Annotated in this window: 11 protein-coding genes and 1 pseudogene; 8 read left to right on the plus strand and 4 right to left on the minus strand. The window is 37.3% G+C overall.

Going from position 1 to position 14198, the window contains the following annotated elements; genetic code table 11:
* Positions 1-221: hypothetical protein (locus AC3AQ9_RS14950; RefSeq protein WP_488308290.1), on the plus strand; the 221-nt coding region annotated here is incomplete at its 5' end.
* 168 nt (positions 222-389) lie between these two features.
* On the opposite strand, the gene AC3AQ9_RS14955 is transcribed toward AC3AQ9_RS14950, so the two are convergent.
* Positions 390-2099 (minus strand): sigma 54-interacting transcriptional regulator, encoded by a 1710-nt coding sequence (locus tag AC3AQ9_RS14955; protein WP_488308291.1) that lies wholly within the window; start codon positions 2097-2099, stop codon positions 390-392.
* 214 nt (positions 2100-2313) lie between these two features.
* Between AC3AQ9_RS14955 and AC3AQ9_RS14960 the strand changes: the two genes are divergently transcribed.
* Positions 2314-3054, plus strand: coding sequence for an SDR family NAD(P)-dependent oxidoreductase (locus AC3AQ9_RS14960; protein WP_488308292.1), 741 nt, complete (start codon positions 2314-2316; stop codon positions 3052-3054).
* 208 nt (positions 3055-3262) lie between these two features.
* Here the strand turns inward: AC3AQ9_RS14960 and AC3AQ9_RS14965 are convergent, their stop codons facing one another.
* Entirely contained in the window at positions 3263-3691 is a 429-nt protein-coding gene (locus AC3AQ9_RS14965) for a hypothetical protein (RefSeq protein WP_488308293.1), read from the minus strand.
* Between the two features lie 451 nt (positions 3692-4142).
* Here AC3AQ9_RS14965 and AC3AQ9_RS14970 point away from each other — a divergent pair, with 451 nt between their 5' ends.
* Positions 4143-5357, plus strand: a complete 1215-nt coding sequence (locus AC3AQ9_RS14970; RefSeq protein ID WP_488308294.1) for a dicarboxylate/amino acid:cation symporter — start codon at positions 4143-4145, stop codon at positions 5355-5357.
* On the plus strand, positions 5354-6424 hold the full coding sequence (locus tag AC3AQ9_RS14975; protein WP_488308295.1) for a threonine aldolase family protein: 1071 nt from the start codon (positions 5354-5356) through the stop codon (positions 6422-6424). Before AC3AQ9_RS14970 ends, AC3AQ9_RS14975 begins: the two co-directional genes overlap by 4 nt.
* Before the next feature lie 215 nt (positions 6425-6639).
* Here the strand turns inward: AC3AQ9_RS14975 and AC3AQ9_RS14980 are convergent, their stop codons facing one another.
* Positions 6640-7005: a PH domain-containing protein gene (locus AC3AQ9_RS14980; protein WP_488308296.1), complete on the minus strand. Its 366-nt coding sequence runs from the start codon at positions 7003-7005 to the stop codon at positions 6640-6642.
* Positions 7006-7020: 15 nt separating this feature from the next.
* Complete coding sequence (locus AC3AQ9_RS14985) at positions 7021-7713, minus strand: GIY-YIG nuclease family protein (protein ID WP_488308297.1); 693 nt, start codon at positions 7711-7713, stop codon at positions 7021-7023.
* A gap of 325 nt (positions 7714-8038) precedes the next feature.
* Between AC3AQ9_RS14985 and AC3AQ9_RS14990 the strand changes: the two are divergent.
* From AC3AQ9_RS14990 to AC3AQ9_RS15005, 4 genes and pseudogenes are all read left to right on the plus strand, one after another.
* Positions 8039-9970 (plus strand): annotated as a pseudogene (locus tag AC3AQ9_RS14990) (DNA/RNA helicase domain-containing protein).
* 61 nt (positions 9971-10031) lie between these two features.
* Positions 10032-11039 (plus strand): hypothetical protein, encoded by a 1008-nt coding sequence (locus AC3AQ9_RS14995; protein WP_488308298.1) that lies wholly within the window; start codon positions 10032-10034, stop codon positions 11037-11039.
* Positions 11040-11132: 93 nt separating this feature from the next.
* Positions 11133-11762, plus strand: coding sequence for a hypothetical protein (locus AC3AQ9_RS15000; protein ID WP_488308299.1), 630 nt, complete (start codon positions 11133-11135; stop codon positions 11760-11762).
* Positions 11755-13776 (plus strand): protein NO VEIN domain-containing protein, encoded by a 2022-nt coding sequence (locus AC3AQ9_RS15005; protein WP_488308300.1) that lies wholly within the window; start codon positions 11755-11757, stop codon positions 13774-13776. The genes AC3AQ9_RS15000 and AC3AQ9_RS15005 overlap by 8 nt, the downstream gene beginning before the upstream one ends.
* The last annotated feature ends 422 nt before the right edge of the window (positions 13777-14198 follow it).

The raw sequence follows: 14198 nt of genomic DNA on the forward strand, positions 1-14198 counted from the left end.
TCCAAGCGAATGAAACCCTTCCGGACAGAAAAAATGACCGGAAGGGTTTCGGGGAAAGTCTTAAGTTGACAGCTATGTCACGCCGAACTAACTCGGGACTGGCGCCCGAGTGGATTTCGGCACTTCGCTATCCCGCTGGAGTCGCCGGTTTCCGCTACGGAACCTGGCATAACCTTAGAGGAGTATCATTATATTATTGCAGAAGCTGGGATGACTCTTAGTATGTCCCGAGTTGGAGAAGAATAATGATATACATTGAATTTTATAATGAAGAACAATACCAAGAGAAATTAAATAGCCCAGCACCGTTAGAATATCGGTACCAGGCTGTGGCATAGACTTTTTATTTTTCACCGTTTAACAAGGCGCAGTTCCTCATCCTTCCTGACCTAATTCAACCCATACTCCTTCATTTTCTTATAAAGCCACGGCCTGCTAATACCCAATAACTTACTAGCCCTTGTTTTATTCCCATGCGCCTCCTTCAAAGCAGACGCAATTGCTTCTTTTTCGGTCATATTAATTTTTTCCTGGTAATTATAAGTCTTCTCGGTGGATATTCCTTCACTATTTACCGGAATAGAAGAGAGGTCATCCACCTCTATATAATCCCCAGTCTTCAAATTAGCCGCTCGCTCCAAAACATTTTGTAACTCCCTCACGTTACCGGGCCATGAATGGCTCATTAATTTTGTCAGAGCAGAATGTGTCACACCTCGAATATAAAAACCATCTTGATTCAGTTGCTGAATAATGTGATTAATAATATCTGGTACATCTTCCATCCTTTGGCGCAATGGAGGAATTGTTAAGGTCACAATGTTTAGGCGATAGTATAAGTCTTCTCTGAATTTGCCATCCTGGATTAATTCTCTTATATTTTGATGGGTTGCTGCAATTATTTTCGTATTTAAGTGAATCTTTTTAGGACTCCCAATTGGTTGAAATTCTTTTTCCTGTAATACGCGCAGCAATTTTGTTTGTAGTGGGAGCGGCATATCACCAATTTCATCTAAGAAAATTGTGCCATTTTGTGCAAGTTCAAATTTCCCTTTCATCCCGCCAGGCTTTGCACCTGTAAAAGCGCCGCCTGCATATCCAAAAAGCTCAGATTCTAGAAGTTCTGACGGAATTGCAGCACAATTTATTTCTACAAATCGTCCTGCTTGATTAGAAGCGGAGTGGATTCCTTGAGCAAACAACTCTTTTCCCGTACCAGTTTCCCCAGTGATCAAAACGGTAGAAAGACTTTTCGATGCTAGCATGGCATCATCTTTGACCTTCTGAATGACCTTTGATTCCCCAACAATATCATGCAACGTATATTTCGTTCCTTTGCTGTTATGGATTTCATCTTTATAGGCAGAAACTTGCTCTTCTAATCTTCGTACCTTTGTAAGTGCTTCTTGCAGATTTTTTAATCCGCGAAAAGAGATTTTACAAATCGCACTATTTACTTCACCGTTTTCCCTAATCAACTTGATAGAAATGAGGCATTGCTGGCCACCTATAATTTGCGGTATGTTGCTAATGCTTGTGCCGTGTTTCATAATATTTTCAATTTCTAATTCAGGGAATAATTCTGAAGTAGATTTAAACAAAACTTCCTTACTGCTTAGCTGAAACAACTCGGAGAAACTGTTATTAACCATTGATACTTCCGCATTTTTATTTACAAGAATCATAGCATCGTAGGCAAAATCGATGAGAGAGGTTAATTGATTATGAACGATATTATAGGAATCCAATAATTCCTGGGTTGAAAGTAAGCCAATCGGATTTCCTTCCTTATTGATTACAGGGGCATGTCCAACATTATGTTTCAATAAATAAATTCTTGCTTCTTCTCGAGAGTCCATTTCACTTAAAGATATCGGATCAGCTATATAAAAATCCCTAATGCTCGTCTTGAATGATATTTTGCTTGCTAACAGGCGAAAAATTTTATTTTGTGTAACGATACCTATTAAAACATTTTCCTCATTCACAACTGGCAATATTTTAGAAGGTGTATTTAAGAACTTTGCGGTCACGTCTTCTAATGTCTCTTTCATTGTACAGCTTACAAAGTTGGTCGACATATAATCTGTGATTAACAAATACGTTTCCCCCTTACAAAACTTAAATCCATTATAACGAATTAATAGGAAAAGTGAAAATTTTCTGTTAATTAAACTTATCAATTTACACTCAACTGTTAACAAGTATTAACAAAGCACTGCATATATTCCTTGTTACTCAGCCAAAAATAATTGGCATGATTCTTGCTACATATATAAGTAGGAGAAGAATAAATGGAGAGGGGTATATACTGTGGAATTAAAAAATAAAGTAGCAATTATTACAGGTGGAGCGAGCGGAATAGGATGGGCTTGTGTTGAGAAACTTTCGGAAAAAGGTGCACAAGTAGTCATTTTTGATTTGAAAGTAGATAAAGTAAAAGAAGAAATGTCTAATAAGAAGATAGAAGGACTAGCAATGGCTGTAGATATCACTAATAAGGAGCAAATTGAACGTGGTGTAAAAGAGGTCATTAAGGAATATGGGAAGATTGACGTATTAGTTAATAATGCTGGAATTTTTAGAGATGTTAGACTTGTAAATATGTCCGAGGAAGATTGGGATGCGGTAATGAATGTAAATTTAAAAGGGTTGTTCTTTGTATTACAAACTGTAGCCCCATATATGTTACAAAGTAAGTATGGCAAAGTTGTAAACATATCATCCATAGCTTATAAAGGTAATTTTGGTCAAGCAAATTATTCAGCCTCCAAAGCGGGTGTAGTAAGTATAACTAAGACAGCTTCAATAGAACTTGCACCTTACATTACAGTTAATTGCGTCGCTCCTGGAACAATTGACACTCCATTATTACATTCAATGGATCCTAAAGGAAAAGAAAAGATGCTTAAAAAAGTTCCATTAGGTAGAATTGGGACACAACAGGAAATTGCAAATACTGTATTGTTTTATGCTTCTGATGCATCAAGTTATATAACAGGGACAGTTTTAGATGTTGATGGGGGAATGACACAAGGTATGAATTTAAGGTAGTGATAGATAGTAAATTGGCCAATTGTTGATTTGGGCGAGGGAGTTGGGGGAGAGAAACGGTGTCTGCGAATCATGTCGGCAGAGGGCTTTGTGAAATGAATTCAAACCAATAAAAAAGACAGAAAACGGTAAATTCTGGGTCGCTTTCTGTCTTTTATTTTTAGTAAAGCTTAAGAACTTTTAATATTTTCCTTAAACTACTCTTATTTTAACTGATTAAATTCTTAAGCCAGTTGCTCAATATAGGTATTTCATCATTATAGATTGTAGCAATGACATTATTTCCATCTGTTATGATCAGGGAATCCAAAGGTACATTGTTTGCCTCTACAACTTCAGATATTCCACTAGCCGGCCAGTTAGTTCCACATAAAAAGGGTGGCTCTGCTCCAACTAAAAATCTTGAAGGGTCTTTTTCCAACTGTGAAATCAACTTATCATTGAGATCATAACCTGCAAATTCATACCCTTTATTATTTACTTCTACGATAATTGTTAATTTATATAATGATGTTCTAAACAATCTTTTTTGTTCTTTAATGTCAGGTTTAATCATAAAAATTACTTCTTTTAGTTTCAGTGATTTCGTTTTTTCTACATGAAAAGTTGCTTGGTCTAAATTCATAGGCACTTCCATCGTCTCAGTCCTTCATTGACATTTTGTTGTTCCATAATCTAGCCCGTTTGTTGAAGATTGACCTTTCTTAATTGCATAATGAGTTAATCTAACACGTTAATAAGCCATAATATCAACAGCCTCATTCATACTTTCTTTCAATAAACATACCATTTAAGTACAGAAATTAGAAGATTGTCAGTATAGGGTCTTGCTGAACGAAATCTAGACTAATTTGAAAAACCAGGAAGCGGCAAAATGTCTGCTGCTTCCTGGTTTTTATTTAGGGATTTTATACTGCAAGAAAAATCCGTTATTAAATAAAATAAATATTCAGAATATTTAATAATTAATAAATTTTTTATGATACAATATTGATAATTTTAATTCGAAGAAAGGAGCGATACCGGGATTGATAGTTAAGCTTTAACGTAAAAAACCAGAATAAAAAATGCAGAGTGGAGGAGAAAAAATGAAACTTGGTCTTATTCCTAAATTATTACTTGGTCTTGTCATTGGAATTTTAATTGGATTGTTCGGTCCGGATTGGATGATCCGTTTTACAGAAACAGGGAACATGTTATTGGGGAATCTAATTAAATTCTTCATTCCATTAATAATCTTTGCATTTGTTGCAGCAAGTATCGCAGAGTTTTCTTCAAAGGCTGGTAGATTGCTTAGCTTTACAATTGGTATTTCTTATTTAGATACGATTCTTGCTTGTATGCTGGCAGCCATAGCAGCTTATCTAATCGTACCAGGTTTCGCTTTACAGGCTAACCAGGCTATAGCAGCTGTGGAAATCGGCGCTCCTTTCGTGGAGTTGGATATCCCGCCTATTATGGGAATCATTTCAGCGCTTGTATTAGCAATTGTCATCGGGATGGCATCATCTTGGGGAGAAGCGAAAGTTCTTTCTGCTGCGGTCATAGAGTTTAGAAACGTAGTTGAACGTGTTATAAGAGGATTTATCGTTCCAGTTATCCCGATTTTCATTGCTTGTATATTTGCGGGCTTAGCTGCAAAAGGAGAGCTTTTCGGCACAATGGCGGTATTTGGAAAGATGCTGGCGTTAATTCTGATCTTACAGGTAGTATGGCTGATTATTGAATATGCTGTAGCGGGTGTAATTTCGAAAAAAAGTCCGTTTACAATGTTTAAAGCAATGCTTCCAGCATATTTTACAGCTATGGGTACAATGTCGAGTGCTGTAACAATGCCCGTTTCCCTTAAGCAAGCACGAACGGTTCCATACCTCAATAAAAAAATTGCAGACTTTGTGATGCCATTATGTGCCAATGTTCATCTTTCGGGGGCGGCTATGACATTGACGATCAGCGCCATTACGGTTTCACTATTGACCGAAGGAAGCTTACCGCCGGTTGGACTGATTATTTCATTTATACTGATACTGGGTGTGATTGAAGTTGGTGCAGTTGGTGTGCCAGGAGGTTCTGCTTTAGCAGCCATCGGTATTTTACAATCCACACTTGGCTTTGATGAAGCAGCAATCGGACTTATGCTCGCTTTGTTTATGATTCAAGACAGTTTTGGCACTGCAACCAATATAGCAGGAGATGGTGCAATTGCTATGATCGTTAACCGTTACTTCGGCAAAGAGGATGAAGATTCCGAAACCGTCGAAGAACCGGAAGTTGCTCTTGACTTGGAGGAAGCAAGACCATGATAAACAGTTATCTGGATTTACGAAGCGATACAGTCACCTTGCCGAAAGCCGAAATGATGGACGCCATTGTGAATGCCTCGCTTGGAGACGATATTATGGGGGAAGATGCAACGGTAAATGAATTGCAGAGAAAAGCAGCGGACTTGCTTGGCAAGGAAGATGCGCTGCTCGTCACTTCAGGAACGATGGCCAATCAAATAGCTATCATGAATTTCGGACAAAGAGGCCAGGAAGTCATTGTAGGAAATGAATCTCATATCCTAAATCTGGAAGGTGCAGCGTTAGCAGCAGTTGCACAAGTCCAAGCAAGGCCCATGCCTGTTACAAATGGATATTTTGATCCCGAAGTGGTGGAATCGTTAATTTCTGCTGGAGACATCCAACGAGCCAAAACTGCTTTAATCTCTATTGAAAATACGTACAATTTAAATGCCGGACAAATTGTTTCCATAGAAAACATGAAGGAAATTAAAGAAATTGCCGTTCAAAATGGTCTCCCTGTTTACTTGGATGGCGCAAGAATCTTTAATGCTGCCGTCGCTTTAGGGGTAGAACCGAAAGAATTGTGCAAGCATGTGGATGCAGTACAATTTTGTTTGACGAAAGGGTTGGGCTGTCCTCTTGGATCAATTCTTGCCGGCTCAAAAGAATTTATCCAACATGCAAAAATGAATCGCCAACGGCTCGGAGGCGGAATGAGGCAAGCAGGGATTATAGCGGCACCGGGAATTTATGCGTTGGACCATATGATTGACCGCTTGAAAGAGGATAATCAAAAAGCCTATCAGCTTGCGAAGAAGTTAACGGCCATTGAAGGGATAAGCATTAACCTAGACAATGTCCAAACGAATATTATTGCTGTAGATATTATTAAAGAAGGCATGGATGCGGATAAATTTATTGAGCTTTTGAAAGAAAAGAAGATTAAAGTGAAAAAGATAGGCAAGAAAAAAGTGCGGATGATTATTCATTATTTGATTACTGAAGAGAACCTCGAATATCTTTTCGAAAGCATGCACGGCATTATGAGCGGCAGTCGAACTGTTCAACATCAGCTTTTTGATTGAAAAAGGAATATGTCTTTTATGCTTTAGATATCAAATTGCTCAAAGAAGTATTAGAATAATCGGGTGCAGAAATGTAGACAGTGAAGTATTTTGAAGAATTTATGAGGAAATAGCGCAAGGGGAATTACAATTGCTTAAGCTAAACAAGAAGACCTGAAACGCAGGAAATGCGCTTCAGGTCTTTTTTGGTAGTGAAGAATTTAGGTTTCTCTTATTTAAAGAATTGCTTCCGCAATCAATTTATCCAGTTTGCGGATATCGACTTTTTTGTTCAAGTTCAACTTGAACTTTCCTGCTTTCGTCCATAATTCTAGCTCTGCATTCAAATCGAAAGTTCCTCCGTTTTCGGATGAATACATGATGATCGATTTGAACGGAATTGTATAGACTTCCACTTTTTTGCCGGTCATCCCTTGCTTATCTGAAATAATAATCCGCTTGTTTGTCACCACTGCTACATCACGGATAGTTTTATAGGCGATATGTGCTTCTTCACCTGTTATTAGTAAATCATTGATGGAATCAGGTATATCGATTTCTTGTGTAAATGTCCATGCCATCATGGAAGTTAAATTAGTCATTATATATTCCTCCTTTTATTTTTCCTTCAGCACACCTGCCGCAACTAAGTTAGTTAACGCACCTTTGTTTTTGAATCTAAAGTAGCCGCTCAAGCGGTTCAAGTCTTTCTGGGTCAATGAAGAGTGATCAATGACCAGCTCATAGTCGTCTTCCAGTTTCGCAAGCAGCGTCTTAGCAAATTCAATCTGTTTAGTGGTTAACGGCTTGTCTTCTTTTTTCTCTGTCTCTTTGTTGTTTTTTTCTTTTACCGGTGTTTCTTCGATGGCAAGTATGGTTTGCTGGATTTCCGCCGTATAAGTTCCTGCTTTGATCCAAGCAAGATCTTCTTTAGTTAAAGCAAACCATTCCCCTTCCAGTCTTTTATCTGAAAAATGCTTATGGAAAGCAACTTCTGTTTGATGATGATTTCCAGTTTTAATAAGGTAAATAAGCTTATTCTCAAAAGGCAGCTTTACGCCAAAAATGTTCATTCTTTTTTCTAAGTTTTTCGTCTTGCCGATTTTAAAAGAACCATTCATGTACTCTTGGACAAAATAAACATATCCAGGAGCTTTGCCCGGAAGGTCAGGAGATTCGATGATTTGTTCAAGTTCATGCTGGTTTGATTCAAAAAGATAGATTTTATGTAGCTGAGCAATAGGTGGGATGTTTGATGGTTTTGAGACAGGGTTATTAGACAAGAATTTATTCAATAGGTTTTTAATCATTACAAAACAGTCCTCCAATAATCGTTTGAGGTTAGAATTCAATTATATCCTAAGTATAGGTCTATTTGTTATTTATTATCAAATATATGTAAAATATATAATAAAAAAGAACCTATCGAATTAAGTTATTAAATAGCTTAATCAGTTTTACTTAATTTCTATACCGGAGTTTTCAATAAAAATGAAAATTATATCAAATAGAATGAGAAATTAATAAAAGTGATGAAAAATTAAGAAAAGTAAGTTCAAGAAAGGAAAATGATGCTAATATAAATGTAATAAGAGACAGATATTTACATCGAAAGTAGAACTGAGGTAATAGCTAATGATTGTTTATGAAGCGACAAAACAGGAATTCCTCCAGCACGTTCATCAAGACGTGTTAGTCACGCGGATCATAGAGCAATTTGAGAAAAAGCTCGGTAAATCAAACAAATCCGAAATTCGGGCATGGGATAATTCCATGCTCCATATGTATAGAGTCCTGAACGATGAAGAAATACCTGATGACGCAGGTGTGGCGATTGAGTATAAAATTCCCTACACCTCAAAACGAGTCGATTTTCTGCTGTCAGGCCATGACGGAGACCGGGATACAGTGATTATCGTGGAATTGAAGCAATGGTCGGAAATGGAATTGGTGGAAGGCAAAGAAGCGATTGTAAAAACGGCGATCAACAGTGGTCTGCGGGAAGTTGCGCATCCTTCTTATCAAGCCTGGTCCTATGCGGCTTTAATCGAAGACTATAACGAGAACGTCCAGACGCAAGATATCCAATTGAAGCCTTGCGCGTATCTGCATAATTACCGGAAGTCTGCTCACCAGGAAGACCCGCTGACCCACAGCAGCTACCAATACTACATGGACTTAGCACCAGTCTATGCTAAAGGAGACGTTGATAAGCTCCGGGCGTTCATCAAGAAATACATTCGCAAAGGCGACCAAAAAGAAATCTTGTATCAGATCGAACTGGGACGCATCCGCCCATCCAAGTCTCTTCAGGACGCCTTATTGAACATGCTTCAAGGAAATGAAGAATTTATCATGATCGACGAACAAAAAGTGATGTATGAATGGGCGCTTCAACTAGCCAAAGAAGCGGTTGAAACCGATAAAAAGCATGTCTTGATCATCGAAGGCGGCCCAGGGACAGGGAAATCCGTTCTTGCCATTAACCTGCTTGTTGCACTGACCAATCAATCGATGACTGCTTAGTACGTGACGAAAAACGCAGCACCGCGACAGGTGTATGCCACAAAATTGAAAGGCGGCTTTCGCAAGAACCACATTGACAATTTATTTAAAGGGTCCGGTAGTTATACGGAAACTGCTGAAAATGAATTTGATGTCCTCATTGTCGATGAAGCGCATCGCTTGAATGAAAAATCAGGCATGTTTCAAAACCTGGGTGAGCACCAAGTAAAGGAAATCATCCACTCATCGAAACTCTCCATCTTCTTTATTGATGAAAACCAAAAAGTGACGTTAAAAGATGTGGGAAGCATCGAGACCATCAAGCATTTTGCGAAAGAATACAACGCCGATGTTGCAGAAGGGTTTCTCGCATCCCAATTTCGCTGCGATGGATCGGATGGCTATATTGCCTGGCTGGATGACGTTCTGGAAATACGAGAAACTGCCAACGCAAACGACATGGGCGGCGATTACGATTTCCGCGTTTTCACAGATCCGAAAGAACTCCGAAATACAATCGAAGACTTGAATCAAACCAATAATAAATCCCGCATCGTCGCAGATTATTGCTGGGAATGGCCAAAAGCCAATAGAGGGAAATCGGATATGCACGACATCCTGATCGAAGAAGAGGACTTTGGCATCAGCTGGAACCTTGATAGTGGCGAAACCTGGGCCATTGATGAAAATTCGATAGCAGAAGCAGGCTGCATCCATACAGCCCAAGGGCTTGAATTTGATTATATCGGCGTGATTATTGGAGACGACATGCGCTATGAAAATGGTAAAGTCATTACTGACTATACAAAGCGCGCCAAGACAGATCAGTCGTTGAAAGGCATCAAAACAATGGCGAAAGAAAATCCGGAAAAAGCGCAGGAGCTTGCAGATCAAATCATTCGGAATACATATCGGACTCTTATGACTCGTGGGCAGAAGGGGTGTTATGTGTACTGTACAGATGCTGCTCTAGCTGAATATTTGCAAGAAAGATTAAATCAAGAGTTTATTTATGGGGAGTTGGAAAGAATGGAGATGAAGGTGGCGGAAAAGAAGAAATAATCTTATTATAGAAAGTTGTTTTTGAAGAAATTACTAATAATTTGAGGTGATTTAGTTGATAATGATTAAAGAAATGAAATACAAAAATATGTTGAGAATGACTGAATATCTGCAATCAAATAATTATTATCTGTCAGAAGAAAAACTGGTTTTTTCATTTTCAAACTTGAAATTTATAGAACCTGCTGGAGCTATAATATTTTTACTAACAATAAATAAAATAGAAGAAAATAAAATACCTTATGAATTAGAAGCAATTGATAATCTTCAAAAGCCAGCAATAACATATGGAGAAAGAATGGGGATATTTCAAAAAATTGGACTATCGAATGCTCTAAGTTATAGTGAAGGACCGACATACATAGCACCGACAGAAGTAAAGATAAATGAATTATTTAAAGAATTGAGGCTTCAAGAAACAACTATTGAAAACTATTACGATGATATCTCAGAGAAAATTGTTAATAAAATTTTAATGCAATTTGAAGGAGTTACTGATGAAAATGTTAAAGATTTATTTTCATTTGTAATTAGAGAAATGGTTAGGAACATTTTTGATCATTCTAAAGCGCCTAGCTTCTTCTATGGAGCACAGATGTACCCTTATCTTGGATACGTTGAAGTAGTATTAGCAGATTTAGGAATAGGATTAAAAGAAACAATTCCATTTGATGAAGAAGAGGTATGGTATGAAAAGGATACGGATGAAGCGGCTATAAGAAAAGCAGTTGTGCCCGGTTTATCGGCTTGGTCTAACCATTCTTATGCACCGGAAGATTATAAAAACTCTGGTTATGGTTTAGCATTAGTGAAAAGGATAATAGAACAAACAGAAGGAGTATTGTGCATAGCATCAGGTGCTAAGTCAATAAGTTTTTCGTATGATAGAGAACAATTGAGCGATTGCGATATAGAAGGAACGGTAATTAGAATGAAATTATATCCCGAGAAATTGAGTCGAGTTAATTTTTCTCAAATATTAGCAGATGCTGAAAAAGAGGCTACAGCTAAAGGTTTTAGCAATGCTCCTTCTACTGCATCAAAAAGACTCAAAAGCAAAACTGTATAGTTCAATTCAAAAAGGGCGATTAAACAATTCTAAAAGATTTTGATCATACACTACAGTAGTTGTTAAAAATACATTGAGATAAGGAGAATTAGAATGGGGAAAAAATCTAGTGCTGGTAAAGAGACAATACTATTGGAAAGTTTTGAAATTTTGAAAGAAAATTTGGAGAATAACCGCTCAAAGTTAGGGGATATTGTAGTTAAAATTGGAGCGAAAAATTTAGATTTAGCTGTAGAAATGTGGAGTTACTTAGTAAGTCATCCAAAGGCGAACCTAAAAGAAGAAGGCCATTTTTTCACATGTCACATTATGAGTGAATTAGAAAAGAAAGTGGGAATTGAAAAAACCCTAGAAGTTTTAAAAGAGAATCTAGATATTTTTGAAGCATGCTACGCTAAATCAGATTCCGTGAATCATTATGGAGTTTTTGATATGTTGAAAGCTGGCGAATATGATATGGCAGATGAAGCATTTAAATTGATTAAATCCAATCGGTACAAAGAAGAAACTTTTGCCTCTTATTTGGAAGATATTTGCGAGGCGTTTGTAGACGAATTCTCGGAAATCAATGATTTCGATGAAGAATGGGACGATAAAGAAGAACATGATCAGAAAGTAGCTATAGCAGGCGAAGCAAGTTCTTTATTGTTGAAATGGGTGAAAACAATTTCTGATAAGCAACAAAAAGCTCGTCTAAATGTGACGTTGATCGATTATGTCTAACTCATTAGAAAAGGTGATTTATCAGTTAAGCGATGAATTCTTGCTTGAAGCAAAGAATTCGCCTCAATTATTTTCAGATATGGCCGCAATGGAATCGTACATGGCTGAAAGTTATGGAGAAAGAGTCTTTATTGAAATGCTTCAGAATGCAGATGACGCGAGGGCGACAGCTTTCTACATTGCTGAAAGAGGTAGGCATGTGTTCATAGCGAATAATGGAAAACCTTTTAATGAAGTAGATGTTAAAAGTATCTGTAGATCAGGAGCGAGTGAGAAAAAAAGAGGAGAAACGATAGGATATAGGGGTGTAGGATTTAAAAGTACAACACATTTATCAAATACTATTTATATCCACTCAAACGATTGTACATTTTCGTTTTCTAAATCGTTAGCTGCTAAAAGTCTTGGTCTTGAGGATGAGAAGCGCGTACCAACTATCCGTATACCATTCCTTATAGAAGCAGTAGAGGATGAAATTCAAGATGTGCTGGAAGAATTGAAAGGAAAGGGTTTTACAACTATCTTTGTTTTTTATAAAGCTAAGAAAGAAATTTTGCTTCAAGAAATAGAGTCGATAGAAGCTGATTACTTCTTATTTTTACGGAATATTAGCAAAGTGAATATCGACGTTGCCAACAATCATACAACTAGTGAAATAGAGAAAGCTACAGATAAAGTCTCGATTCATTTCCATGGGAAGCGTTATTTATGGCAAGTAGTAAAAGGAGAATATGCACAGATTGCTTTTGCATTGAATGAAGATGCAGAAATCTTGCCATGTGAAAAGGAAGAAGCAGTGTTTCATTGTTACCTGCCTACTTATGAACCAAGCCCATATTCCTTTAAGATTAACAGCGATTTTTCGACTGATCCAAGCAGGAAGCACATTACGTTGGATTCTCGTACAGAAAATGCGATTAAAGATAGCGCGCTAATCTTGTTTCATATGCTAAAAAATGCAGCCAATTCACACCAGTATAATCTCATTAATCTTATTGAAATCGTCAAGCAAAAGAATACATTCGCAAAAATTCCCCGATATTTTGAGCAGCAGTTCATGGTTTTGCTTAATACGGATTGGATCACTATGAAGAATGGTACGACAATCGCGCCAGCTGATTATGTGAAAAAAGCTAATTTCCTTGATGAAGCAGAGTGGAATTGGGTTCGTCAAAACACGCCATTAAAGGATACGCTGCCGTTGGTAGAAGGTAATGATTTAAGCGCATTAGATAATTACCTTAAAGATTTTGCGAACGAGACATATTCGATTAATCAGTGGACCATTATGTTGAGTAATGAAGGATTTATAAAAGCTTTGCCAGAACCGCTTTTCATCAAACTATATGCAAATGTGCTAAAACAAGTGAGAAACAAGTATTTGGTTAAAAAAGAGAAGTTTGATCTAAATAGTTGCCTTTTGCAGAGCGGGGATCAAACAATCCGATTGGCTGATAGTGATAAAGCTTTGCTAGCTCAATTCGTTAGAGCGCTAGAACGGCATTTAGTTTCTGGAGAAGTGATATGGCTACAAGAATTTTTTAATATAGGAAACATTGTTCTTCAGGAGACTGATGATAGCTCGCCAGCAATTGAGTCGAGCAAAGATTTAAATACTGAAGTGAAAAAGCAAGTCGTTTCTCGCTGGAGGGCAGCAGAAAAGCAATGTATAGAGTTTGAAGAGATGCAGGGGAACAAAGCAAAAGATGTAAGTAAACAAAATCTAGGATACGATGTGTTAAGTGTCACGCCAGATGGCATTGAAAGATATATCGAAGTGAAATTTGTAAAATCTCGTGGCACAAAAATATCCATGACGAATAACGAGTATACAGCTGCTCATATTCACGCTGATAATTATTACATTTGCATCATGTATGAAGACTCCGAAAAACTTGCATTTGAGTATGTTCAAAACCCACTTGTTAGTCTTAGTCTGGAAAAAGTAGTGAGGCAGTGGGAATGGATTTGCGAGCGCTATAATGGAGAAGTATTCAAAGTGAGTTATGAATAAATTTATTGAAAATCGCGTCTATTGGAAAGAAAAAATTCCAAACGATTTGACAACAATTACTCGAAAAGAGAATAAAGTATTGTTTCAACAAATTATAGTTTGGCTTTCTTATTTATTCATGTTTATGTAAATTAAGAAACTCTATGGAGATACAAAGAACCCGTTTGAGACAATACGTTTATCTAGTAAAGTTGAAACTGTCACCGCTTGGGTTATTTAATATCCGAGTAGGTGGCTTTCGTTTGTAGTTTTGAAGTTTGATAACACCAAAATGATTGAATTGAGCATGGAGGAATACATATGACCAAATCCATTCTTTAATGTACAGTCGCTTCAATAGTTATGTTATTAGCAACTCTAATTTTTGTAGCGGGGATTACACGAAAATGGAATAATAAAAAAAGATGAACTGCTATCAAATG

The organism is Planococcus sp. VCh962 (assembly GCF_057748275.1).

Excerpts from the sequence above, each read along its gene's own strand:
- AC3AQ9_RS15005 (WP_488308300.1), top strand. The coding sequence starts at position 11,755 with ATGTCTAACTCATTAGAAAAGGTGATTTATCAGTTAAGCGATGAATTC.
- AC3AQ9_RS14965 (WP_488308293.1), bottom strand. The coding sequence starts at position 3,691 with ATGGAAGTGCCTATGAATTTAGACCAAGCAACTTTTCATGTAGAAAAA.
- AC3AQ9_RS14995 (WP_488308298.1), top strand. The coding sequence starts at position 10,032 with ATGATTAAAGAAATGAAATACAAAAATATGTTGAGAATGACTGAATAT.
- AC3AQ9_RS14985 (WP_488308297.1), bottom strand. The coding sequence starts at position 7,713 with ATGATTAAAAACCTATTGAATAAATTCTTGTCTAATAACCCTGTCTCA.
- AC3AQ9_RS15000 (WP_488308299.1), top strand. The coding sequence starts at position 11,133 with ATGGGGAAAAAATCTAGTGCTGGTAAAGAGACAATACTATTGGAAAGT.
- AC3AQ9_RS14970 (WP_488308294.1), top strand. The coding sequence starts at position 4,143 with ATGAAACTTGGTCTTATTCCTAAATTATTACTTGGTCTTGTCATTGGA.
- AC3AQ9_RS14975 (WP_488308295.1), top strand. The coding sequence starts at position 5,354 with ATGATAAACAGTTATCTGGATTTACGAAGCGATACAGTCACCTTGCCG.
- AC3AQ9_RS14980 (WP_488308296.1), bottom strand. The coding sequence starts at position 7,005 with ATGACTAATTTAACTTCCATGATGGCATGGACATTTACACAAGAAATC.